Here is a 25,143-nt window from a genome sequence, read left to right as displayed (position 1 = left end):
ACTCGGGACTTACACCCGTTAGATAATGCTCATGCCGAGCGTACAAACGAACGGTTTCTCACCTGTGAAAAACAGGTGGGAAACCGTTTGCTTTTTTAGAGGCCTCTTCATTCTCTTTTATAGCCATTCTTAAAAGAAGAACAATCAATATTAAAAATAGAACACATTTATTTTCTCATTTTAAGCACTTTCGCCATACATGATTAAAAATAGAACATTAAAATAAAAAACAGACCTTGACAATAAAGAATTGTTAGTCGAACTTTGCAAAGTTTTATTAAATACGCAATAAAAACAAAAAGCAAAATGAGAAACTTACGGAAACTATTGTATGTAGCCTGCGTAGTATTTTTCTTTACAGCATGCGAAGAGACTTACAATGACAAGCTATTCTGGCCGGGAGAAATTAGTCAGGAATATGGTTCGTATATCAAACCATATACGTTAGACCTGACCTACAGTGGAGAGAAATTAATTGGGAAAACCATCAGCTTTAAGACAGACGACAGCGAGACGGGGACGTTGACACTGAATGATGTAATTCCCGGAGAAAAGGAAACTCCTATCAGTCGTATCCAACTGTATGAGAATGAAGAGAAAGGTGCCTATACTTTCAGTGGAACGAATATCACCATGGGAGGAGCTACGGTGAAATATGAAGGAATAATAACTCCCAAAAACATGCAATTATCACTGAACGTAACAATGGCTTATGCCAATTCCATTGCAAACACATACGCATTTCCTGCATATTCCCACACAATAGACGGAGAGAATATTATCCGTAATAGCGGAGCCGGTTACGTGAATATTACTGCTAAAGCAGGAGGAGAATCTCTTCAGCCGGTCATTCTACCCATACAGCAAATGGCAACTAATATATTGGATGTGATTTTTCCTTATGTACTGAAGGACATTACATTAGAAAAAAATGGAGTGGTCACTGCCAACTATACCACGAGCCCTGTAGACCTGAATGAAATCATGGAAGTTGCCAACTCGGGCAAAACAGATGCCGAATTCAAAAGTCTGATTAACAAACGTACTTATGAGTCATCTCCCAAAGGATTAGCCTACTGGAATCAGACAGGCAGCAAAGCATTTGTCGTACAATTCAATGTCCCTACCATTGTATCTCTCATAGCACAAAACAACGGAAAGCAAATTGACTCCCAGCTTATCGCAGGAATCAGCGAAGCTCTTCTAAAATCTGACCCGGCACGTCTAAAATTAACGTTAAGTGCCATCAATATGATTTTAAACAATGAAATAATCACCTACATGCTTCAATTGGATGATAATACTTTTGCAACGCTGCTCACATGGATGAAAAACGGAATACCGATGGGAATCAACCAAACAAAAGAGCATACCTATATCTACTTCAACAAAGAAACTCTCATGTCGCTTATCAGTATCATCGGCAGTCTGCTGGAAACAGATTTAACTGAAGTTGCAGCCCTTTTCGATAAAATGGAAATCGGTATCGACCTCACTACTAAGAAATAATTCATTTTAACTATCTAACATAAAAGAACAATGAAAAAATTATCTATTCTATTAATAAGCTGCCTTACCGGAGTATCTGCATTTTTAACATCTTGTAGCGAAGATCACTACGGACCGGAACCGGTAGATGTAACAGCCAATTACTCAAATAAACTGTCTAATCCTAATCCGAATCTAATTCTTACCTATAGTGGTGAAACAATGATCGGAAAATCAGTAGACTTTAGCACTGTCATAGGAGAAACTGCCAATATTACCCTTTATAATATCATTCCGGGTGATGAAGCATTAAAGATGACCAATATACCCATCTCCGGAGATAAAACCGGATATTCTTTCACCGGAAATGCGACAGGAACATTAGGAACGAGTTTCAAATATGCCGGAAGAGTAGAAGTGGGTAAATTCACACTGGAAATTACTGATATACAGCTGGCAGCCAATGCTATAACAACCCAGAAACAATGGTACACTATCCCCTATACCGGAGAGGGAGAAGATGAAACAGATCCTTCAACTAGTATAGAATATACCAATGCTACCTACGGTGTACATTTTCATTCTGACAATGAAAATGTTTCATCTTTAGCAGGAATTGTTGAAGCGGTTGCCGGCAATATCTTAGGTTCAGTCTTACGTAGCATAAACTTTTGTGAAGATGGCAATATTACGGCCCGTTATGCTTCCATGCCCCAAGTTGAAGGTGGCATTTTTGGATATTTTATGCCATTACCGATCCGCCCCGAAAGTGACTACAACCTATCTCCCATAAACCTGGCAACTTATTATATCAAAGGAAATTCTTTGTATGTAATTCCTAATATTGAAATGATTTTCAAACAATTGCAAAGTAATAAGACTCGTGCTATTTCAGTAACTGACATGAAAGAAATTCTTGAATTAATAGACAGATGGCTTACTACCGGTATTCGTTTCAATATCGTCAGTGAAATTAAACCGGAGTCGCTATTCAATGATGGCTCATATATCAAACATACTGGCGACATGATGTTATATGTCGATAAGAGTGAAGTTGGCATACTCTTTAATCTATTACCTCTATTGAAAGACGTTATTCCTGATAGTGACATGAAAGAAACACTGGTACAGTTACTTGATATGCTAGTTCCTGAATTAATAGCATCCAAGGTCTTTGAGCTGGGCATTGTCCTTCAAAAGGAATATTCCGCAGAAATTCCAGAAACAACAGAAACACCAGCCTTATTGCGTTCTAATAGTAGAACTTATCAGAAAAACATGGAACTATTAAATAAAGTATTGAAAAAATGAGAAAAACAGTAGCAATAATCACCTTTCTATTATACTTGGGTTGCAATAGTTTTGCTCAAACCTTGAAAGGACACATATATGATGCCAAAACCAACGAACCGCTGGTCGGTGCAGCCGTCACATACAAACTCCACGGTAATCAGGGAACAGTATCCAACATCAATGGAGAATATGAAATCAAACTGCCCGAAGGAGGAGTCGACCTTGTATTCAGTTATGTAGGCTATGAAGATGTATTGATGCCAATTGTTATCAATAAGCGTGAAGTCATCACGAAAGACGTTTATATGAAAGAAAGCACAAAGCTACTGGAAGAAGTGGTAGTTAGTGCCGGACGCTTTGAACAGAAGTTGAGTGACGTTACTGTTTCCATGGATGTGGTGAAAGCCGGAGATATTGCCCGTCAGGCACCGACAGATATTTCTTCCACACTCCGTACATTGCCCGGTGTAGACATTGTAGACAAACAGCCCTCTATGCGCGGTGGCAGCGGATGGACTTACGGTGTAGGTGCACGCAGCCAGATTCTGATAGACGGCATGAGTACCCTGAATCCAAAAACCGGTGAAATCAATTGGAACACCATACCTTTGGAAAATGTAGAACAGGTGGAAGTTATTAAAGGAGCTTCCTCCGTGTTGTACGGGTCATCAGCCTTGAACGGCATTATCAACATCCGTACTGCACGTCCGGGACTGACTCCGAAAACACGTTTCAGTGCTTATGTCGGTGTATATGGAGATGCAGAAAATGACGAATATCAATGGAGTGACAAAAGTTTTTGGAAAGACGATAAGTATGCAGTAAAACCAATCTTGCGCGGAAGTCTTCTTAGCGGTATACGGAATCCTATTTACGAAGGATTCGACCTCTCCCACTCCCGTCGTATCGGCAATTTCGATGTCAGCGGAGGAATCAATCTTTTCACTGACGAAGGATACCGCCAACAGGGATACAACAAACGTTTCCGTATGGGAGGGAGCCTCACTTATCATCAGCCCGATATGGGAATGAAACTGTTGAACTATGGTTTCAATGTCGATTTCCTTTCCAATCAATATGGTGACTTCTTTATCTGGCGTTCACCAACGGAAGTGTACAAACCATCTCCTTTCACCAACATGGGACGTGAAGAGAATAATTTCCATATCGATCCGTTCATCAACTATGTGAATCCGGAAAACGGTACGTCACATAAGATTAAAGGACGTTTCTATTACAGTGCCGATAATATCGTACGCCCTACCCAGGGAACTTCCATCACTGATATTCTGGGAAATATGGGAACAGATGCCAAAACGATACAGAATATAGCCGGTGGCGATTACAGTTCACTTTATCCTGCATTGGTAGGTATAGGTTCCGGACTTGTCAACGGCAATCTGGAAGATGCCATGAACGGAGTGTTCACCTCATTAGACAATATTTTCCCAAATGCGACGACTGCCGATTATTGCGATCTGATCTCCTGGGTAATGGACAACGGAGTGCCGAGTGACTTAGGGGGACTTGTGAACGGACAGTTACCGAGTGATCTGATTCCGTGGTTATCAAATGTTATCAATCCGTCACGAAACACTCCAAAAACACAGACTGATAAGAACTTCGATTACTACCTCGACTACCAGTTCAATAAGAAATGGGAAGGCGGTGCACAAATCACTACCGGAGTAACCCTGGAACATATCCGCTATGACTCCGCTGTAATGGATGAGGTATACAAAAGTGATAATATAGCTGCTTTCTTCCAATACGATCAGCGCTTCTGGGATCGTTTGAGTGTATCTGCCGGTGTACGTGCCGAATATTATCGGGTGAATAATCATCACCGTGAAGCCGAAACTAAAATCTTCGGAACCAAAGTTCCGTTCCGTCCGGTCTTCCGTGCAGGGTTAAATTATCAGTTGGCTGATTACAGTTTTATCCGTGCCAGCTTCGGACAGGGTTACCGTAATCCGTCTATCAATGAAAAGTACCTGCGCAAGGATATTGGTGGAGTTGGCGTTTATCCTAATCCGGACATCAAACCGGAGAAAGGATTTAATGCGGAATTAGGAATTAAGCAAGGATATAAAGTTGGTAATTTCCAGGGTTTTGTGGATGTTGCAGGATTCTATACACAATATAAAGACATGGTTGAATTCCAGTTCGGGCTGTTCAACAATGCCAATTACACAATGATTAATAGCATAGGCGATGCATTCCAGATGCTGACAGATGGCAAAGGGTTCGGTATCGGAGCCCAGTTCCACAATGTATCGAAAGCCCAGATTTACGGAGTAGAAATCTCAACGAACGGCGTGTACAATTTCAATAAGAACACGAAGTTGTTCTATAACTTGGGATATGTATACACGGAGCCACGCGATGCTGACTATCAGGAACGTAATGCAGTAGAGGGGCTTTATACCGATCCTCTTCAGATGAAAGAGAAATCGAACACAGGTAAGTACCTTAAATATCGCCCGAAGCACAGTTTTAAAGCTACGGTAGATTTCCTGTGGAAACGTATCAATGTCGGTGCCAATGTAGCATGGAAGAGCAAAATTCTGGCAGTTGACTATCTGATGTTGGACGAACGCGAGAAACAGCAGAAAGACCTGATGGATTATGTACGTGGCATCCTTTTCGGTTACTCAAAAGGAGAGACACTGGCTACTTACTGGAAAAAACATAATACGGACTATGCCACTGTTGACGTACGCTTCGGAGTAAAAGCCACAAAAGAAGTAGCTTTCCAGTTTATGGTGAACAACCTGTTGAATAAAGAATACAGCTACCGCCCAATGGCAGTTGCCGCTCCACGTACTTTCGTACTGAAAATGGACGTCACTTTCTAACTAACTTTCAAGATTCACAATTACTTAAGAAACGGCTGCTCAATGCAGCCGTTTTCTTTTTTCTCCTCATCTGTCATCATTTATCTATATATTGCGTATCTTTACCCCCGAAAACGAGAAGAAATAACCGATAAAATGAAAAAACAAATCCTACTTATTGCCATCCTGTTTTGTACGGCCTTTGCACAGGCACAAGAAGTTTTTGTAACTGCTGATTTTGTAAGCAGTTATATCTGGCGCGGTATGGATAGCGGCAATGCAAGTGTGCAGCCTTCACTCGGCCTCAACTGGAAAGGACTGACCGTTTACGCGTGGGGTTCTACCGAATTTCGCGAAAAGAACAATGAAATAGATTTATCACTAGAGTACGAATACAAAAACCTGACTCTTTACGCCAATAACTATTTTACCCAGACAGAAGAGGAACCTTTTAAATACTTCAATTACAGTTCGCACTCTACCGGGCACACTTTCGAGGTAGGAGCCGGCTATATGCTTAGCGAAAAGTTCCCATTGTCAGTAAGCTGGTACACTACCTTTGCCGGAAACGATTACCGGGAAAACGGGAAACGTGCCTGGTCCAGTTACTGCGAGTTGAGTTACCCGTTCAACGTGAAAGATGTAAATATGAATATCGAAGCAGGTTTCACTCCTTGGGAAAGTATGTATTCCGACAAATTCAATGTAGTCAATATCGGATTATCGGCAACAAAAGATATTAAAATAACGTCCAATTTCTCTTTACCCATCTTCGGAAAGCTAATAGCCAACCCTTATGAAGAGCAACTTTATTTTGTAGTTGGAATTACATTGTAGATGATTCTTACATTCAATTATTAACTAATAAACACCCCCATGAAAAAACACTTTCTTATCTTCGCAACAGGTCTTTTTCTATTAAGTGCCTGTAATTCGGTAAAAGCACCGGAAGCTATCTTACCCATTCCCGAAGCCAAACAGGTGGAATGGCAAAAAATGGAAACCTATGCGTTCGTACACTTCGGACTTAACACATTCAACGACCGTGAATGGGGATACGGAGACTCCGATCCTAAAACATTCAACCCTACCCGTCTGGACTGTGAGCAGTGGGTACAGACATTTGTCAAATCCGGCATGAAAGGAGTGATCCTGACAGCGAAACATCACGATGGATTCTGTCTGTGGCCTACGCAACTGACAGAGTACTGTATCCGCAACACTCCGTACAAAGACGGAAAAGGAGACATTGTCCGCGAACTGTCGGATGCCTGCAAAAAGTATGGTATTAAATTCGCAGTCTATCTCTCGCCCTGGGACAGGCATCAGGCCAATTATGGCTCTCCCGAATATGTAGAATACTTCTATAAACAACTCAACGAACTGCTGACCAACTACGGTGACGTATTTGAAATCTGGTTTGATGGTGCCAACGGTGGAGACGGCTGGTATGGCGGAGCAAAAGACAGCCGTACAATAGACCGTAAGACTTATTATAACTATCCGCGAGCTTACAAGATGATTGATGAGTTACAGCCACAAGCTGTTATCTTCTCGGATGGAGGTCCGGGCTGTCGTTGGGTAGGCAACGAACACGGATTTGCCGGAGCTACTAACTGGTCTTTTCTTCGTGCAGGAGAAGTTTATCCGGGCTATCCCAAGTATCGTGAACTGCAATATGGTCATGCCGATGGTAACCAATGGGTAGCTGCCGAGTGTGATGTTTCCATCCGTCCGGGATGGTTTTATCATCCGGAAGAAGACGACCGTGTGAAAACAGTAGATGAACTGACCGATTTATATTACCGCAGCGTAGGACATAACGCAACGCTATTATTAAACTTCCCGGTAGACCGTGACGGATTGATTCATCCTACTGACTCTGCCAATGCCGTAAACTTCCACCAGAATGTGCAAAAACAACTGGCACACAATCTGCTGGCAGGACTCTCTCCCAAAGCATCAGACGAACGTGGAAGAACATTCTCCGCCAAAGCTGTGACCGACGGTGATTATGATACTTATTGGGCTACCAATGACGATGTCATTTCAGCCACTATTGAATTCAATTTACCGCAGGCAGAAAAGATCAACCGTATGATGTTGCAGGAATATATTCCTCTCGGACAACGTGTCAAATCATTCGTTGTAGAATATAACCAGGCAGGCGAATGGCTCCCTGTAAAGCTCAATGAGGAGACTACCACTATCGGATATAAACGGCTCCTTCGTTTCGAAACAATCACTACGGATAAGATTCGTGTCCGCTTCACGGATTCACGGGCTTGTCTCTGTATTAATAACATTGAAGCCTACTATGCAGGAGAGACTTCCGATACATACACAGCGAAAGCTGCAGAACTGAAAAGTTACCCGTTCACTCTTGTTGGAGTAGATGTAGAGGAAGCACAGAAGGGTATGGATAAAAACAACCAGACCACCTGTTTCATCAATGGAAATACACTATTGATTGACTTGGGAGAAGAACGCACGATTACCTCATTCCACTATCTCCCCGACCAGAGTGAATACAATAAAGGGTTGATCGCGGCCTACGAAATCTCTGTAGGTATGGATAGCAATGCAGTCAACCAGGTAGTAGCCAAAGATGAATTTTCCAATATAAAGAGCAATCCGATTTTGCAATCGGTTTACTTTACTCCGGTCAAGGCTCGCTATATTCAGTTGAAAGCAACACGGATGATACATGACGGTGAACCGATGGGGTTAGCTGAAATTGGGATACAATAATAGATGATATGGTACAGAAAACAGGAATTATCGTGCAGAAGAAAAACTATACTCTCCGTACCTGGCAAACCGAAGATGCAGCATCATTAGCCCAATATCTCAATAACAAGAATATTTGGGATAACTGTCGTGACGGTCTCCCCCATCCTTATAGTCAAGAAGATGCTAACGTTTTTCTCGCTATGGTACAAGCGAAAGAAAACATTCAAGATTTCTGCATTGAGGTAAACGGAGAAGCAGTCGGAAGTATCGGTTTTGTACCCGCTACGGATGTAGAACGTTTTAGTGCAGAAGTAGGCTACTGGATTGGAGAACATTTCTGGAACCAGGGAATCGTTACTGACGCCCTGAAAGAAGCTATCAACTATTATTTCGAACACACTGATAAGGTACGTGTATTCGCAGTCGTATTTGAGCATAACTCCCCATCCATGCGGATATTAGAGAAAGTGGGATTCACGAAAGTAGGAATTATGCAAAAGGCTATTTTCAAGAATGATAATTTCACGAATGCACATTATTACGAACTTATCAAATAATCCGGAATTCATCAACAGTCTGCCGGACAATCCGGCAGACTGCCCATAAACGCTTTGTCAACCCTGAATTAAATCTATAAAAACCCTCCTCTTTTGCTCAAAAATCTTAAACCTGTGCATTTTTTACTCGGATTTCTTGTCAGAACCAAGCGTTTGAGTAAATTTGCACGCTGATAGTTAACCGGATAGTTTGGATAGCAAGATATTACTACTTGACTACTGGCTGCTAACTTGTAGAAATACTAATACTAAAATTTATAGCATGAGTTTGAAAATTGTTGTATTGGCAAAACAAGTTCCTGACACACGTAATGTTGGGAAAGATGCCATGAAAGCCGACGGGACGATTAACCGCGCGGCACTTCCCGCTATCTTCAACCCCGAAGACCTGAATGCTCTTGAGCAAGCTCTTCGACTGAAAGATACTCATCCAGGCTCTACCGTAACCATCCTGACCATGGGACCGGGACGGGCAGCCGACATTATTCGTGAAGGACTTTTCCGTGGCGCAGATAACGGTTACTTGCTGACCGACCGTGCTTTCGCTGGTGCAGATACACTGGCTACGTCTTACGCATTGGCTACTGCCATCCGCAAAATCGGTGATTGCGACGTTATCATTGGTGGTCGTCAGGCTATCGACGGTGACACGGCGCAAGTAGGTCCGCAGGTAGCAGAGAAGCTGGGATTGACGCAAATCACATACGCAGAAGAAATTCTGGAAGTGGGCGATGGTAAAATCAAGGTGAAACGTCATATCGACGGTGGTGTAGAAACTGTAGAGGGTCCGCTGCCTATCGTGATTACCGTAAACGGTTCTGCCGCTCCTTGCCGTCCGCGCAATGCGAAACTGGTTCAGAAATACAAACACGCCAAAACAGTTACCGAAAAACAACAAGGTAACCTTGATTATACCGATTTGTATGACAAGCGTGATTATTTGAATCTGGTAGAATGGAGTGTAGCCGACGTAAACGGTGACCTTGCACAATGCGGTCTGTCCGGTTCGCCGACAAAAGTGAAAGCCATCCAGAACATCGTGTTCCAGGCTAAAGAGAGCAAAACCATCAGCGGCAGCGACCGTGACGTGGAAGACCTGATTGTTGAACTATTAGCTAACCACACCATCGGATAATCATGAATAACTTATTTGTATATTGCGAAATAGAAGAAGGTAACGTTGCAGACGTTAGCCTCGAACTTCTGACCAAAGGTCGTTCGTTAGCCAACCAGTTGAACTGTCAGCTCGAAGCTGTAGTTGCCGGAAGCGGCCTCAAAGATATTGAAAAACAAATCCTTCCTTACGGAGTAGACAAACTTCACGTTTTCGACGGTGAAGGACTTTACCCTTATACATCACTTCCTCACACAGCTATCCTGGTGAACCTCTTCAAAGAAGAGCAACCGCAAATCTGTTTGATGGGTGCTACCGTTATCGGTCGTGACCTCGGTCCACGCGTTTCTTCTGCTCTGACCAGCGGATTGACTGCCGACTGTACTTCACTTGAAATCGGTGACCATGAAGACAAAAAAGAAGGTAAGACTTACAAGAACCTGTTGTACCAAATCCGTCCGGCATTCGGCGGTAACATCGTTGCTACGATTGTGAACCCGGAACACCGCCCGCAGATGGCAACCGTTCGCGAAGGTGTGATGAAGAAAGAAATCCTCTCTCCGACTTATCAGGGAGAAGTGATCCGTCACGACGTGAAAAAGTATGTAGCCGACACGGACTATGTAGTGAAAGTAATCGAACGCCATGTAGAAAAGGCAAAGAACAACCTGAAAGGTTCTCCGATCATCATAGCCGGTGGTTACGGTGTAGGTTCGAAAGAAAACTTCAACCTCCTGTTCGACCTCGCTAAAGAACTTCACGCAGAAGTAGGTGCCAGCCGTGCTGCTGTTGACGCTGGTTTCGCAGACCATGATCGCCAGATAGGTCAGACTGGTGTTACGGTTCGTCCGAAACTCTACATCGCTTGCGGTATCTCCGGACAGATTCAGCATATCGCCGGTATGCAGGAAAGTGGTATCATCATCTCCATTAACAACGATCCGGATGCTCCAATCAATACGATTGCCGATTACGTAATCAACGGAAGTATCGAAGAAGTTGTGCCGAAGATGATTAAGTATTATAAACAAAATAGCAAGTAAGGAAAGATGGCTAATTATTATACAGACATACCGGAACTCAAGTTTCACTTGAACAATCCGATGATGAAACGTATTTGCGAACTCAAAGAACGCAATTACAGAGATAAAGATGAATTCGACTACGCTCCGCTGGACTTCGAAGATGCTGTAGACTCTTACGACAAAGTATTGGAGATTACAGGAGAAATCACAGGAGAAATCATTGCTGCTAACGCAGAAGGTGTAGACGAAGAAGGTCCTCACTGTGCTAACGGTCGCGTAGAATATGCTTCCGGAACCAAACAGAACCTGGACGCTATGGTGAAAGCCGGCCTGAACGGTATGACCATGCCACGCAGATTCGGCGGTTTGAACTTCCCGATCACTCCGTACACCATGTGTGCAGAAATCGTGGCTGCTGCCGACGCCGGTTTCGGAAATATCTGGTCTTTGCAGGACTGTATCGAAACACTGTACGAATTCGGTAACGCTGACCAACACAGCCGTTTCATTCCTCGCGTATGCCAGGGCGAAACGATGTCTATGGACTTGACCGAACCGGATGCAGGTTCCGACTTACAGGCAGTTATGCTGAAAGCAACTTATAGCGAAAAAGACGGTTGCTGGTTGCTGAACGGTGTAAAACGTTTTATTACAAACGGTGATGCTGATATCCACCTCGTACTGGCACGTTCGGAAGAAGGTACAAGAGACGGTCGTGGTTTGTCTATGTTTATCTATGACAAACGTCAGGGTGGTGTGAACGTACGTCGTATCGAAAACAAACTCGGTATCCACGGTTCTCCTACTTGCGAACTGGTGTACAAGAATGCTAAAGCTGAACTTTGCGGTGACCGCAAACTCGGTTTGATTAAATACGTTATGGCTTTGATGAACGGTGCCCGTTTGGGTATTGCCGCACAGTCCGTAGGATTGAGCCAGGCTGCTTACAATGAGGGATTAGCTTATGCTAAAGACCGTAAGCAATTCGGCAAAGCAATCATCGAATTCCCGGCAGTATACGATATGCTGGCTATCATGAAAGGTAAGTTGGATGCCGGACGTGCTTTGCTGTATCAAACAGCTCGCTACGTAGATATCTACAAAGCATTGGATGATATTTCCCGCGAACGTAAACTGACTCCGGAAGAACGTCAGGAGCAGAAAAAATACGCTAAACTGGCTGACAGCTTTACTCCGCTAGCTAAGGGTATGAACTCTGAATATGCTAACCAGAACGCTTATGACTGTATCCAGATTCATGGTGGTTCAGGATTCATGATGGAATATGCTTGCCAACGCATCTATCGCGACGCACGTATCACCAGCATCTACGAAGGAACTACCCAATTGCAGACTGTAGCCGCTATCCGTTACGTGACTAATGGTTCTTACATCGCTACTATCCGCGAGTTTGAGGCCATTCCTTGTTCACCGGAAATGGAACCGCTGATGTCTCGCCTGAAGAAGATGGCTGACAAATTTGAAGCAAGCACCAACGCTGTGAAAGAAGTACAAGATCAGGAATTGCTTGACTTCACAGCTCGTAAACTGGTGGAAATGGCTGCTGATATCATCATGTGTCACTTACTGATTCAAGATGCCAGCAAGTCTTCCGAACTGTTCTCCAAATCTGCACACGTATATTTGAACTATGCAGAAGCGGAAGTAGAAAAGCATACAAACTTCATCGAAAACTTCGACAAAGAAGACTTAGCTTTCTATAAAAAGTAACAAATAATCGACTAAATCTCATAAAAGCATCCTTTCTCACGAAATGGATGCTTTTTTTATTTGTCATATTCTATTATTTTCCATTATTATTCTATACATTTGTCAGTGAGATAAGTAATTTTTTAATTGACGAATGTAGATAAAGATAGAAATATGGCACTCAAACCTTCCTATAATGACAAACTGTATTTACCAGATTTATCAAACACAGAAATCCTCATATTGGCTCTTGAAGCCTCTCAAAAACTTGAGTGGAATATCGAGCAGGTGACTTTGGAAGAAATCCGGTTTGAAGTTCCGTTCAATATGTATTCCCGTGGAGAAGCAATAACCTTTACCATAGAAAAGGGAAGTGACGGGAAAGTATCCGTTCGCAGTCAGTCCTCTTCCGTACAATTTGTTGATTATGGAAAGAATAGAAAAAATATCCAGAAGTTACGGGAAACAATGGAAGAAATAAAGGCCTCACTCACTCCGGAAGAACTAGCCCAAAGGGCCAAAGATTTCGAAGAAGAGTTCAACCGCCCGCTCACAGAAGAAGAAAAAGCCTACATAGAGGAAGAAAAGAAGAGGAACTCTTTCCTGTCTTTCTTCATTCCCCGCAAAGGATTTATAGCAACTCCCATCCTGATAGACATCAATATTCTTGTATTCATTGTAATGATTGCTTCCGGAGTGGGTATTATGTCTCCTTCCACTCTGTCACTACTGAAATGGGGAGCCGATTTCGGACCGCTGACTCTCACCGGTGACTGGTGGCGCACAGTGACTTGCAACTTCATACATATCGGAGCTTTCCATCTCCTGATGAACATGTATGCTTTCATGTATGTAGGACTTCTGTTGGAAGAACTGATAGGAGGACGCCGTATGTTCGTTTCATACCTGCTAACCGGATTATGTTCGGCTGCATTCAGCCTGTATATGCACGGCGAGACAATCAGCGCCGGAGCTTCCGGATCTATCTTCGGACTTTATGGCATATTCCTTGCGTTCCTCCTCTTTCATCGCATCGCCAAAGAACAACGAAAGGCATTGTTAACCAGCATCCTCATTTTTGTGGGGTATAATCTGGTTTACGGGATGAAAGCCGGCATTGATAATGCCGCCCATATTGGCGGGTTGTTAAGCGGGTTTGTTCTGGGAATTATATACGTGGTCGGCTACAAGTTCGAGAAACCCGATGCACAACGGACTGTCTCCATCATCGGGGAGCTTGGTATATTCTGCATATTCCTGTTCAGCTTCATGATCCTGTGCAAAAACGTTCCTCCTCTTTACCCGGAGATACGCAATGAATGGGAAAGCGGCATTGTGGAAGCCTATCTGAATGGTGAACTGGAAGAGGAAAACGAGAACAGTAATCATTCCGCTGTGAATTCTACGGACAATCTTTCCAGCAGGAAAGTTCCGGCATATACGCCTGTCGGCAATGACGATACGTGGCTATCTTATTATGATGCAACTACCAAATTCAGTTGCCAGTATCCTACCAACTGGACCAAAATAGCAGGAGCCAAAGGAATAATTGACGGTGCAGAACCTCCATTACTCATGCTGGTCAACGGAGGGAATCAATTAACGATTACCGCCCTCACCTACGACACGCAGAAGGAGTTTGAACACATGAAAGAGTTATCACTCACTCTCCCGCGAAATGCACAAGGGGAACCGTCAGAAGATTACCAACTAAGCAATGTCAACATCAACGGACTCCCCATGACAAAGATCACGAATCCCCTGCACATCGGGGCTCCTGATGAACCGGGAGAGGATGTAAAACAAATAGTGTTACATTATTTTCAAGAGAGCAAGAAACGATCTTTTGCCATTGTCATGCTTGTCTATGACGAAGAAGCTGAAACCGATCTGAATGCCATTATATCAAGTATTCAGATCACCCAATAAAGAGAATATGAGAGTATATATCCAAGTCAAACAGTTAGGAAAGCGAAAGTGCAGTATCGAAAAGATTCCTATCGATTTTCCTGTTCCACCTGTCAATGTACAGGGGTTGATCGAAGCCATCGTCAGTTGGCAAGTCTGCGAATACAATGAACGCTTGCAACAGAGCGAAGTGCTGAAATACCTCACACAGGAAGAAGTGGAAAATAAAACAGCTTCCGGCAAAGTGGGGTTTGCAGTAAACTATAACGGCAAACCTGCCGCAGAAGTCGAAGCCATCACCAATGCTTTGCAATCCTATGAGGACGGAATTTTCCGTATTTTCATGGATGATACGGAAGCCGGAGACCTATCCTCTCCCATCCAACTTAAAGAAGAATCTACCATCACCTTCATCCGGCTCGCTATGCTGTCGGGAAGATTATGGTAATCATTATCCTATAAAACACATTTAAAACGAAAAGAATCATGAGACTGATTTATAATGACGCATTAAATAAACGGATTGCTCCGTACCTGGAAAGGTTAACGAAAAAGAGAACCAGTTTAGACAAAGAGACAATGGCACTGTTGGATGTATTTATGCAATACTTCAACATGGATACTCGGTATGGTGCATACAGCGATAAATTAGAGCCTTGCATCATCTATATTATCCAAGAAGAGAAGATTAAAAGCGTTGCCAATCTTTTCGATGGTAAGTTGAACAAGCTACTCCGCTATCTATTGGGAGACGAGTACGCCCACCTGTTCCACACCTATCTGAAGCTCAAAGCACAGTGCCCGTACACTCACGGATACTCGCGCCGGTCACAACGGTCGGCAAATCCTCTTCTGCATATCGGCCACGTTATAGATGCACTGACCCAGTTTCTGAAACTGCGCGCCACCGGATTTACGGATCAAGCCATACTGAACGGAGGAAACACTCCGGAAGAAATAGAAGCATACAAGGATTCAATGAACTGCCAAAACTGGATGGCCGCCCAAATAGCAGAAGGCAACCAGACTGTCATTGAATACCTCAACAATGTACTGACCAGTGAGAATAACGCCAACCGCCTCAACCAGGGACATCTCCAGGCGATCGCAGTAAGCGGATACCGCCCCTTGCTGGAACTGGAAGGGAAGTTACTTCTGGCAGCCAAGTTACAGGAAGGTCTTCGTCAAGCTATCGTGGAAACGATGGACGAAGGTTGTCCCGAAAGTTATCTCCATCTTTTCTCGGTCATCTGCGATAACGACCTGCAACGATTTGCTTCCGTGAAACGCGGTATTGCAGTTAGTACGGGTATCGGAGAACAAGACAGCAGCGAACGTATCACCAATAAATATGTAGAACTGATCCATCGTTTTCTGAACGACCGGAAACAAGCACACAGTGCTCTTCAAAGCAAAGATACAGTCGAACTCTATCTGGCTTTATGGAGCATCGGATTCTATAATACAGAGGAGATTCAGACACTTGTGCCGGAAATTATCAAGAAAGGTGCTAAATACCAGGTACAGACATTACTTTATTTCTTACGCTGTACGCAATACTCCGGCATGAACCACCGCATCAGTAAAAATGCCTTTGAAAGATGGTATAAGGAACCGTCGGTGGTGGCGGCTATCTTACCGTTGTATCTGTCCGGTCTCTATCTTAGCCGGTACGGAGGGCACAAAGACGCCCCGTCACTCCACGACTATTTTGATAGCAAAGAAGAGGCGGTCCGCCATTATGAATATCTGAAGCAAATCTATCAGTCCATCTCTGCCAAAGAGATTTATTCTCCTTATGTATTCCCTTGGGAAAGCACAGAACTCACCCGTTCGGAAATCGTTCTCAAAATGGCATATATCACCTGGATGACTAATAATTCTGCATTGAAAGACGATCTTTGCAGCTATCTGCCCTCTCTGGATACTTATATGCGGGCAGGCTATATCGGTGTTGTATTAGCTCCACCGACCAGTCCGCTACAGGAAGAATATGTACTGCAATCACTGGGCGACCGTTCGCAAGATGTGCGTGAAGAAGCATATAAAGCATTGTCCGAGATGACCTTATCGCCCGAACAAAACCAGAAAGTAGAAGAGTTACTGCGCTTCAAATACAGCGAAATGCGTATCCATGCTATCAATCTGCTGATGAAACAGCCCAAAGAACAGCTAGCCGGCAGCATCCGCCGCTTGCTAACAGACAAGGTTGCCGAACGCCGCTTGGCAGGATTGGACATGATGAAGACCATACACAACGTAGAATTCCTGCAAGATATCTATCAGGAATTGATCCCGACAGTCAAAGAGATTCAGAAGCCGAACCCGAAAGAAAAAGTATTGATAGAATCTCTGATTGGCGATGGAACAGAAGAGAGCGTCACACAACATTATACCAAAGATAACGGTTTCGGTCTGTACGATCCGTCTCTTGAAGTCAGTCTGCCGGAAATTACCCAGGACAAAGGATTCAACGTTAAAAAAGCATTCGAATTCATCTGCTTCGGAAGGGCCAAACTCGTTTTCAAAAAACTAAGCAAATACATCGAAACCTACAAGAATGAAGAATTCAAAAATGGTTACGGAGAAGCACGTTTGGTAGGTAACAGTGTCCTGATAAACTGGAGCAACTACGGAGGATTGAGCGGACTCGGATTCCCGGAATTGTGGAAAGCCTTCTACGAAGAAGAAATAGGAAGCTACGACAAATTGCTGATGATGAGTTTCATGCTTGCATCGACAGGTACCGCTAAAGACGAAGACGACTCCGACGAGGAAGATGAAGAAGACATCAAGGCAGACCAGAAATCAAGTAATACTTTTGAGCCGCTTGTCAACCGGATGTATGCCGGCATTACTTACCGCGGATTGCAGAAAGACCTCCGCAAGATGCCGTACTATGAACAGATGAGTGACATCATCGAAGCACTGGCATACGAGTACAAAGATGAAGCCGTCTATCAACAACTGGCCGTCAATATGCTGCTCCAACTATTGCCTTTGCTAAATACCAAAAACATCTTCCGCCAGTACACCAGTAAACATGCATGGCTCCGGGACAAACTGGAATACGGAGAAAAACAGGTCGTTTATCCGATACATAACAACAAATTCGTGAACTTCTGGCTCGAAATGCCTCAAAAGCCCATGAATGATGATCTCTTTATCCGCTATTTCACAGTGCGCTATCAGCTTTATAAGCTCACCAACTACATGGAGCACACACCCGAACTGGAAGAAACGGACTCTTATCTCCATGCCACGGACTTCGCCCGTGCCTGGATGCTGGGAATCATCCCGACAGAGGAAGTATACCGTGAAATGATGGGACGCATCAGCTCTCCCAGCCAGATCAAAGCAATCACCATGGTGTTGAACGACAACGTTCGTTTCAACAAGGAAAAAGAAAGATACGCCGATATCAAAAACATCGACTTCTCCCTCTTCCGTTCCCTCGCCCAAAAGGTGGTAGACCGGATTCTTGAAATCGAATTAAAACGTGGAGACTCAGAGACACAAGTCACCTCCCTTGCAGAAGAACTAAGCTACGTCTATGGAGCTGAAACATTTATCCGTATTCTGCAAGCATTCGGCAAAGATACTTTCATACGTGACAGTTACAACTGGGGCAGCACCAAACGGGGTGTATTGAGCAGTCTGCTCCATGCTTGTCATCCCCTGCCTACGGACACCAGCGAGAATCTGAAGAAACTGGCGAAGCAAGCCGAAATCAGCGACGAGCGACTGGTAGAAGCCGCCATGTTCGCCCCACAATGGATTGAACTGACCGAAAAGGCAATAGGCTGGAAAGGACTGACAAGTGCAGCCTATTATTTCCACGCCCACACCAATGAAACGTGTGACGACAAGAAGAAAGCGATTATCGCCCGCTACACCCCCATCGACGTAGATGACCTGCGGGAAGGTGCTTTTGACATCGACTGGTTCAAGGATGCATTTAAGACAATTGGCAAGCAACGCTTCGAAGTGGTCTACAATGCCGCCAAATATATTTCATGCAGCAACAGCCATACCCGTGCCCGTAAGTTTGCCGATGCTACCAACGGTGCAGTGAAGGCGGCAGATATAAAGAAAGAAATAATAGCCAAGCGCAACAAAGACTTATTGATGAGCTACGGCCTCATCCCATTGGGACGGAAGCCGGATAAAGAACTGCTGGATCGTTATCAATACCTGCAAAAGTTCCTGAAAGAGAGCAAGGAATTCGGTGCTCAAAGACAGGAAAGCGAAAAGAAAGCGGTAAACATCGCCCTGCAAAACTTGGCACGCAACTCCGGCTACGGAGACGTTACCCGCCTGACCTGGAGCATGGAAACCGAACTGATTAAAGAACTTCTTCCCTACCTGTCCCCCAAAGAGATAGACGGCGTAGAAGTGTATGTACAAATCAACGAGGAAGGCAAATCGGAGATTAAGCAAATCAAAGACGGCAAAGAGCTCAACAGCATGCCTGCCAAGCTGAAAAAGCATCCGTATATAGAAGAACTGAAAGCAGTACACAAAAAGCTGAAAGACCAGTACACCCGTTCGCGCATCATGCTGGAACAGGCGATGGAAGACTGCACCCATTTTGAAGAAAACGAATTGCGCAAGCTGATGCAGAATCCTGTTATCTGGCCATTACTGAAACATCTCGTCTTTATCTGCAACGGACAGACGGGCTTCTACACCGATGGATTGCTGATTACAGTGAATGCCGTTTGCCTCCCGTTAAAACCGAAAGACGAGTTACGCATCGCGCATCCCACAGACCTGTATACAAGAGGAGACTGGCATGCTTATCAAAAATTCCTGTTCGATAAATCAATCCGCCAACCTTTCAAACAGGTATTCCGCGAACTTTACGTTCCGACTCCGGAAGAAGTAGAAGCCACTCAATCCCGCCGCTATGCCGGCAATCAGATTCAACCGCAGAAAACGGTTGCCGTACTGAAAGGACGCCGTTGGGTAGCCGATTATGAAGACGGCCTTCAAAAGATATATTACAAAGAGAATATCATCGCCACCATCTATGCCATGGCAGACTGGTTCTCTCCTGCCGACATCGAAGCTCCGACATTGGAATATGTCTGCTTCCATAGCCGCAAAGACTACAAGTTGATGAAAATCTCGGAGATTCCTCCTGTCATCTTCTCCGAAGTAATGAGAGACGTAGACCTGGCAGTAAGCGTAGCTCATGCCGGAAGCGTTGACCCGGAAACCAGCCACTCTACCATCGAGATGCGCAGCGTACTGGTGGAACTGACGATGCCGTTGTTTCATTTCAAGAACGTGACAATAAAAGGAAGTTTTGCTCACATCGAAGGTAAACTGGGTAAGTACAATATTCATCTGGGCAGCGGTGTGATCCATCAGGAGGGTGGTGCACAGATAGCCGTTCTTCCGGTACATTCGCAAAATCGCGGACGCCTGTTCCTGCCTTTCGTAGATGAAGATCCGAAGACTGCCGAGATACTGACTAAGATTATCTTCTTTGCAGAAGACGATAAGATAAAAGATCCGAGCATCCTGAACCAAATCAAATAGTAAAGAGATGGCAGAAAATTTAATCATCCACACAGGGAGCAAGGAAGAAAAGTATCGGGAGTTACTTCCGCAACTGCATGCTTTGGTAAGTACGGAAGCAGATCTCATTGCCAATCTTGCCAACATGGCAGCAGCCTTAAAGCAGACTTTCGGTTTCTTCTGGGTAGGCTTTTACCTTGTGAAAGAGGAAGAACTCGTACTGGGTCCGTTTCAAGGCCCCATTGCCTGCACTCGCATCCGCTTTGGCAGAGGAGTTTGCGGAACCGCTTGGAAAGAAGCCCGTACACTGATTGTTCCTGATGTAGAGCAGTTTCCCGGACACATAGCCTGTAGTTCGGACTCGAAATCGGAAATAGTAGTACCGATCCTCAAGCAGGGGAAAGTTGTCGGGGTGCTGGATATCGACAGTGATACATTGGATAGCTTCGACACTATCGACGCACGCTATCTGGAAGAGATTTGCACGTATATTGTATTATAAAATAACGGCATAAACATCCTGAAAAAACGGAGGCTCTGATTGAATGAATCAGAGCCTCCGTTTACTATAAATAGAGCCTCTGTTCGAATCAAACAGAGGCTCTATTTTTTTACCAGTCCATATCTTCTATTTCCCGTTCCCGGTACAGCAAAAGTTGTTTGCGAAGCGAACGCATTTCGTGCCTCATATCTTCCATCCTTTCCAGCAAATGATGAATGGCATCGATACCTTCCATGTTGATGGACAAGTCATAGTACATTCTGCTATAACGTTCCACGTTCGGGAGTTCCGACAAAAGCAGATAATGCTCGCCGCCTTCGGTATGCACGTTAATCAAACCGCCCTCTTCCAACATTTCGATGAATGAAGGCTCAATATGACATTTGTGACAGTATTCACTGACAATTATTAATTCGGTCTGCATAGTACTCATTCATTTTAGTTCATACTCTGTAATTGACGGAACAACTCTTTCTGTTTGTCGGTCAAGTTCGTAGGAATCTTGACAGAATAGGTCACAATCAAGTCACCGAATTGTCCTTCCTTCTTATAAACCGGGAATCCTTTACCTTTCAGACGGACTTTCGTACCGTTCTGCGTTTCCGGTTTTATCTTCAGTTTCACTTTACCGTCCAGCGTGTCGACTACTTTCTCGCCTCCCAATACGGCAGAGTAAAGATCTACCTCCACATCTACGTACAGATCGTCGCCCAGGCGTTTGAACACCGGGTCTTCGGCTATAACGAACGTAATGTACAAGTCGCCCGCAGGTCCTCCGTTGACACCTTCGGCTCCGTAGCCTTTCAGTTTAATAACCTGTCCGTCGGCTACACCGGCAGGGATGGTGATACGCACCTGTTTACCATTTACAGTCAATATCTGCTTATGCGTTTGAGCAGCATCACGAAGGGAAAGATGAAGTTCGGCATTAAAGTCCTGTCCGCGGAATCCCGCAGAGCCTTGTCCTCTTCCTCCCCGATGTCCGAACATTGATTCGAAGAAATCGGAAAATCCACTAGCGTTGCCACCGGAAAATCCTTCTCCATCGGAACTATACCAATAGGTTCCGTTACCGTCGGAAAAACCCTGACCCGCACCGCCGAATCCACCGAAACCTCCTGCACCGCCAAAGCCTCCGGCTTGTTGCTGTGCACGTTTCTGCGCTTCGAATTCATCGGCATGCTTCCAATGTTCTCCGTACTCATCATACTTTTTACGTTTCTCGGGATCACTTAGTACTTCATTGGCTTCATTGATTTCCTGAAACTTATCCTTTGCACTCGGGTCATTAGGATTCAAGTCAGGATGATACTTTCGGGCCAACTTACGAAAAGCCTTTTTGATATCATTCTGCGAAGCACTTTTGTCTACTCCAAGAATCTTGTAATAATCTATATAGGCCATGTTTTATGAATTTAATCGTTCATACATCATACGGCAAATAACACACCAATCCTGCTTTTGGATGCAAAAATTAACAAGGATTAATACCTAATACTTAATACTTGATATTCCTCTTTTCCAGCATCTGGAAGTCTTGCTTCTTCATGCCCAAATCATCCAACGGACGGGGTTCATTGTGATCGTTCAGATAAGCCCTCGGTTTTAGGACGTAGTGCGGAGCCGTCACAGCCTGCGAATCATCCCGGTAAGGAGTTTCTATTCCGCCTAAAGACAGCATGGTCGGGAAGAAAGAGCTGCTGGAAGAAACATTCTTATCCTTATTTTCAATAGCGGTATTCCAACGTTCGGGATACGTTTCGCGGTAGTCATCGGACATCCAAATCAGGAATGGCACATGAAGCTGATAATAAGAAGGTACGGGAGAAGCGTGGAGGAACAGATGACGGGAATCGTCGAAAATGTCCTCTCCATGATCGGAAGTGTAGAGCATGGCGGCATCTACCTGCTGTTTTTCCAACATACGGATAAGTCGTGACAGAAAATCATCCGTGTAACGGATAGAGTTGTCATAGGCATTCACCAGGTTATCCCGGTATTTTCTCTCTGCTTCCATCGGATAATCGGGCGTAAAGAAAGCATCTTTCGACGGGTAACGTTCGCGATAGTTAAAGTGGGAACCGTAGGTATGAAGTACGATGAATTGTTTCGTTGCACCTTTCGCCAGTTCCTGCTCCACCAATTTCAGAAGTTCGTCGTCAGAAGGATTGTAGGTAGAGCTGACCGAATCTTCTTTTATAAAATCGTACGTATCGGCTTCCATTCCGAAGAAGTCGATAAACGAATGGTTGTAACGTTGGTTGGAGAAAAAAGCCGTCCGGAATCCTGCCTCTTTGAAAGCGGTGATGATTCCTTTTTGATGATAGATAGAGTCGTAGTTGCAGGCAGTAGCATCCGACATCAGCATGGGGACACTTTTATGTGTCGTATTCGACTCTGTCAACACTTTTGGGAAAGCAATCAGACCCGTTTGCCGGGATAAGAGCGGGTTCGTTTCACGTTCGTAACCATACAATTGCCAGTTTAGGGCACGGGAGGTTTCTCCTACGACCATTACATATACTTCCCGCTTTCCCTCCGGATGAGTAGGCCGGGCATGGAAAGTAAAATCTTTGGATGTACGGTGATAATCCTGCGTCAGGGCGGTTCTTTGGAAAGCAAGACCTACGTTGTAGCATACGTTTAGCGGGTATAAATCAGATTTCAACTCATATCCCGAATCCTGCACATAGGCTCCGACAAGACTAAGGAGGGAGATTCCAAAGACCAGGAAGGCTCTCTTCCGTTCCCTGCGAATGAACTCTACCGTAAGTTTCCGTTTACGTATAATTGAAATCGTCCCTAATATCAGGGCAGGTACATAGAGTATGATTACAGCAATAATGGCAGGTGTGAGATTATCGAGCAGTTCCAATGCCTCACTCGAATTGGTGGTGACCAGATTCAGAAACATATCGACAGCGATAATGGACTGGCCGAATAAATAAAGCAACACGATCTGAAAGGCTCCGAAGAACAGGAACAGGAATAAAATCCAAAGCATCTTGCCGCAATTCCTCGACAAAGTCATCAACAGGTAATAGCAACCGAAAGGTAACAACACATTGGCGACTTTTGCCATAAATGATAAAGGCTCTGTAAAACAGAGTACTATATTAGGTACTATCAAGATAAACAGGAACAGATAAAACAGATGTTCCTGATTCTCCAACCAATTCTTTATATTCTTAAAAAGCTTCATTGATGTTAAAAATAAATCCGGTCTGGTGTTTGCCAAACCCTAAATCCAAACGTACATTTACTCTCTTCTTAAACTCCCAACGATAACCGAAGCCATAGTTAGGCAGAATGTGTTTCGGGGTGAACTCGGAGAGTCGTGGAAAAATCGTTCCCGCGCCTGCCCATACAGCCACTCCATTCCGCTTCCAGACGTGTTGGCGGAGTTCTATCTGTGCATCCATAGCACACTTGTCCCGATAGCGTCCTTCGTAATATCCACGCATGGAGTAAGAGCTTCCCAGCGTTGCCATCAAGCCCCAGGGGGTATCTCCATAAGTAAGCAATGTGTGGAATTGCCCTGCCAGTACTCCCCCCTTCCATATCGGTTGATAATAGCTGGTAGTGAGTTCTGTGCTGCTAAACGCATATTTATTACCGAGAAAAGCCGGACTGAACCTTTGGTCTATCCGCAAGTAATAGCCATGATATGCATTGGTCAGGAAGTCACGAGAATCATAAAGGAGGGAAAGTCCCAGACTGGTATTGGTGGTTCGCGCGGCCATTCCTTCCCATAGTTCCGGTTTCTCAAAATTCCGCCCGTCGATATAATCGAATACGGCCATCGGTCCGATGTAGAAGTTCTTTGCCAGCCGAAACATAAAATCGACTTTCACCTGTGCCTGAAAACGTTTATAATCACTTTCGTTATCAGAGTTCGCTCCATTGTCATATCCCCGACCCCAATACAGGCTGGGGAAAGAATAGAAATACAGATTGTAATTCAACCGGTATTTATCTTGCGGGAACAGATGGTTTCCACGGACTCCCAACAGATAGAAGCCGACCGTCGACACATCTCCGTAAAGAGAGACATTGGAAGGAGGAAGAAGCGAATCAATCCGATCGGTGCGATATAATCCGGCTGCCACCAGTCCGAGTCCGAACTTGGTATCACTGGAATAGTGAGGGCCGCCTATCACACTGAAATCAAACTTTTTATTCTTTTTTTCCTTATTGGCGTCATTGAAGTAATCAAGAAACTTCTTAAAAAAGCTGCGCTTGGCCGGAACAGAATCTTCAATGGGTACAGGTATAGAATCCTCCGGCAGTTCAATTTTAGTAGAATGCAGCTGCGCGCCCAATGGGGTTTGTGTCAATAACAAAATCGCGAATATGATTAGCCTGTTCTGTCTAGTATTCATAATCATAAGAAGTAGAAAACTTTGCGGACAAAGTTAGTTTCAAACTTCTTATAAAAACAGATATTCAG

At 44.3% G+C, this 25,143-nt stretch carries 17 protein-coding genes; 13 read left to right on the top strand and 4 right to left on the bottom strand.

Annotation, left to right across the window (positions count from 1 at the left end; all coding sequences use genetic code 11):
* The first annotated feature begins 306 nt into the window (after window positions 1–306).
* The 13 genes from DXB58_RS21755 (at window position 307) to DXB58_RS21695 (ending at window position 20,693) form a co-directional block, all read left to right on the top strand.
* Window positions 307–1,509, top strand: a complete 1,203-nt coding sequence (locus DXB58_RS21755; protein ID WP_122138244.1) for a DUF4925 domain-containing protein — start codon at window positions 307–309, stop codon at window positions 1,507–1,509.
* Window positions 1,510–1,539: 30 nt separating this feature from the next.
* Complete coding sequence (locus DXB58_RS21750; protein ID WP_122138243.1) at window positions 1,540–2,799, top strand: DUF4925 domain-containing protein; 1,260 nt, start codon at window positions 1,540–1,542, stop codon at window positions 2,797–2,799.
* Entirely contained in the window at window positions 2,796–5,639 is a 2,844-nt protein-coding gene (locus DXB58_RS21745) for a TonB-dependent receptor (RefSeq protein ID WP_122138242.1), read from the top strand. Before DXB58_RS21750 ends, DXB58_RS21745 begins: the two co-directional genes overlap by 4 nt.
* A 135-nt stretch (window positions 5,640–5,774) precedes the next feature.
* The gene (locus tag DXB58_RS21740; protein WP_122138249.1) at window positions 5,775–6,455 is read left to right on the top strand and encodes a hypothetical protein; all 681 of its coding nucleotides are present in this window, start codon (window positions 5,775–5,777) and stop codon (window positions 6,453–6,455) included.
* Window positions 6,456–6,494: 39 nt separating this feature from the next.
* Window positions 6,495–8,369, top strand: a complete 1,875-nt coding sequence (locus tag DXB58_RS21735; protein WP_122138241.1) for an alpha-L-fucosidase — start codon at window positions 6,495–6,497, stop codon at window positions 8,367–8,369.
* 8 nt (window positions 8,370–8,377) lie between these two features.
* Window positions 8,378–8,908, top strand: coding sequence for a GNAT family N-acetyltransferase (locus DXB58_RS21730; RefSeq protein ID WP_122138240.1), 531 nt, complete (start codon window positions 8,378–8,380; stop codon window positions 8,906–8,908).
* 262 nt (window positions 8,909–9,170) lie between these two features.
* The gene (locus tag DXB58_RS21725; RefSeq protein WP_122138239.1) at window positions 9,171–10,043 is read left to right on the top strand and encodes an electron transfer flavoprotein subunit beta/FixA family protein; all 873 of its coding nucleotides are present in this window, start codon (window positions 9,171–9,173) and stop codon (window positions 10,041–10,043) included.
* A 2-nt stretch (window positions 10,044–10,045) separates the two neighbouring features.
* Window positions 10,046–11,065: an electron transfer flavoprotein subunit alpha/FixB family protein gene (locus DXB58_RS21720; protein WP_004301029.1), complete on the top strand. Its 1,020-nt coding sequence runs from the start codon at window positions 10,046–10,048 to the stop codon at window positions 11,063–11,065.
* A 6-nt stretch (window positions 11,066–11,071) separates the two neighbouring features.
* Window positions 11,072–12,778, top strand: coding sequence for an acyl-CoA dehydrogenase family protein (locus tag DXB58_RS21715; protein ID WP_122138238.1), 1,707 nt, complete (start codon window positions 11,072–11,074; stop codon window positions 12,776–12,778).
* 153 nt (window positions 12,779–12,931) lie between these two features.
* Window positions 12,932–14,686 carry a rhomboid family intramembrane serine protease gene (locus DXB58_RS21710; protein WP_122138237.1) on the top strand — a complete coding sequence of 585 codons (1,755 nt, stop codon included), beginning with the start codon at window positions 12,932–12,934 and terminating at the stop codon, window positions 14,684–14,686.
* Between the two features lie 7 nt (window positions 14,687–14,693).
* Window positions 14,694–15,113 carry a hypothetical protein gene (locus DXB58_RS21705; protein ID WP_122138248.1) on the top strand — a complete coding sequence of 140 codons (420 nt, stop codon included), beginning with the start codon at window positions 14,694–14,696 and terminating at the stop codon, window positions 15,111–15,113.
* A gap of 38 nt (window positions 15,114–15,151) precedes the next feature.
* Window positions 15,152–20,212 carry a DUF4132 domain-containing protein gene (locus DXB58_RS21700; protein WP_122138236.1) on the top strand — a complete coding sequence of 1,687 codons (5,061 nt, stop codon included), beginning with the start codon at window positions 15,152–15,154 and terminating at the stop codon, window positions 20,210–20,212.
* A gap of 7 nt (window positions 20,213–20,219) precedes the next feature.
* Entirely contained in the window at window positions 20,220–20,693 is a 474-nt protein-coding gene (locus DXB58_RS21695; protein ID WP_004327073.1) for a GAF domain-containing protein, read from the top strand.
* A gap of 109 nt (window positions 20,694–20,802) precedes the next feature.
* On the opposite strand, the gene DXB58_RS21690 is transcribed toward DXB58_RS21695, so the two are convergent.
* The 4 genes from DXB58_RS21690 to DXB58_RS21675 form a co-directional block, all read right to left on the bottom strand.
* Window positions 20,803–21,117 carry a chaperone modulator CbpM gene (locus tag DXB58_RS21690; protein ID WP_004307142.1) on the bottom strand — a complete coding sequence of 105 codons (315 nt, stop codon included), beginning with the start codon at window positions 21,115–21,117 and terminating at the stop codon, window positions 20,803–20,805.
* Between the two features lie 14 nt (window positions 21,118–21,131).
* Window positions 21,132–22,097: a DnaJ C-terminal domain-containing protein gene (locus DXB58_RS21685; RefSeq protein WP_122138235.1), complete on the bottom strand. Its 966-nt coding sequence runs from the start codon at window positions 22,095–22,097 to the stop codon at window positions 21,132–21,134.
* Window positions 22,098–22,191: 94 nt separating this feature from the next.
* Entirely contained in the window at window positions 22,192–23,895 is a 1,704-nt protein-coding gene (locus DXB58_RS21680) for a phosphoethanolamine transferase (protein WP_122138234.1), read from the bottom strand.
* Window positions 23,882–25,081: a BamA/TamA family outer membrane protein gene (locus DXB58_RS21675; protein WP_199488004.1), complete on the bottom strand. Its 1,200-nt coding sequence runs from the start codon at window positions 25,079–25,081 to the stop codon at window positions 23,882–23,884. The genes DXB58_RS21680 and DXB58_RS21675 overlap by 14 nt, the downstream gene beginning before the upstream one ends.
* Window positions 25,082–25,143: the final 62 nt, after the last annotated feature.

Origin of the sequence: Bacteroides sp. OM05-10AA (assembly GCF_003439055.1) — a bacterium.
GTDB classification, from domain to species: Bacteria; Bacteroidota; Bacteroidia; order Bacteroidales; family Bacteroidaceae; genus Bacteroides; species Bacteroides intestinigallinarum.
This window is presented reverse-complemented; position numbering and strand designations above follow the sequence as displayed.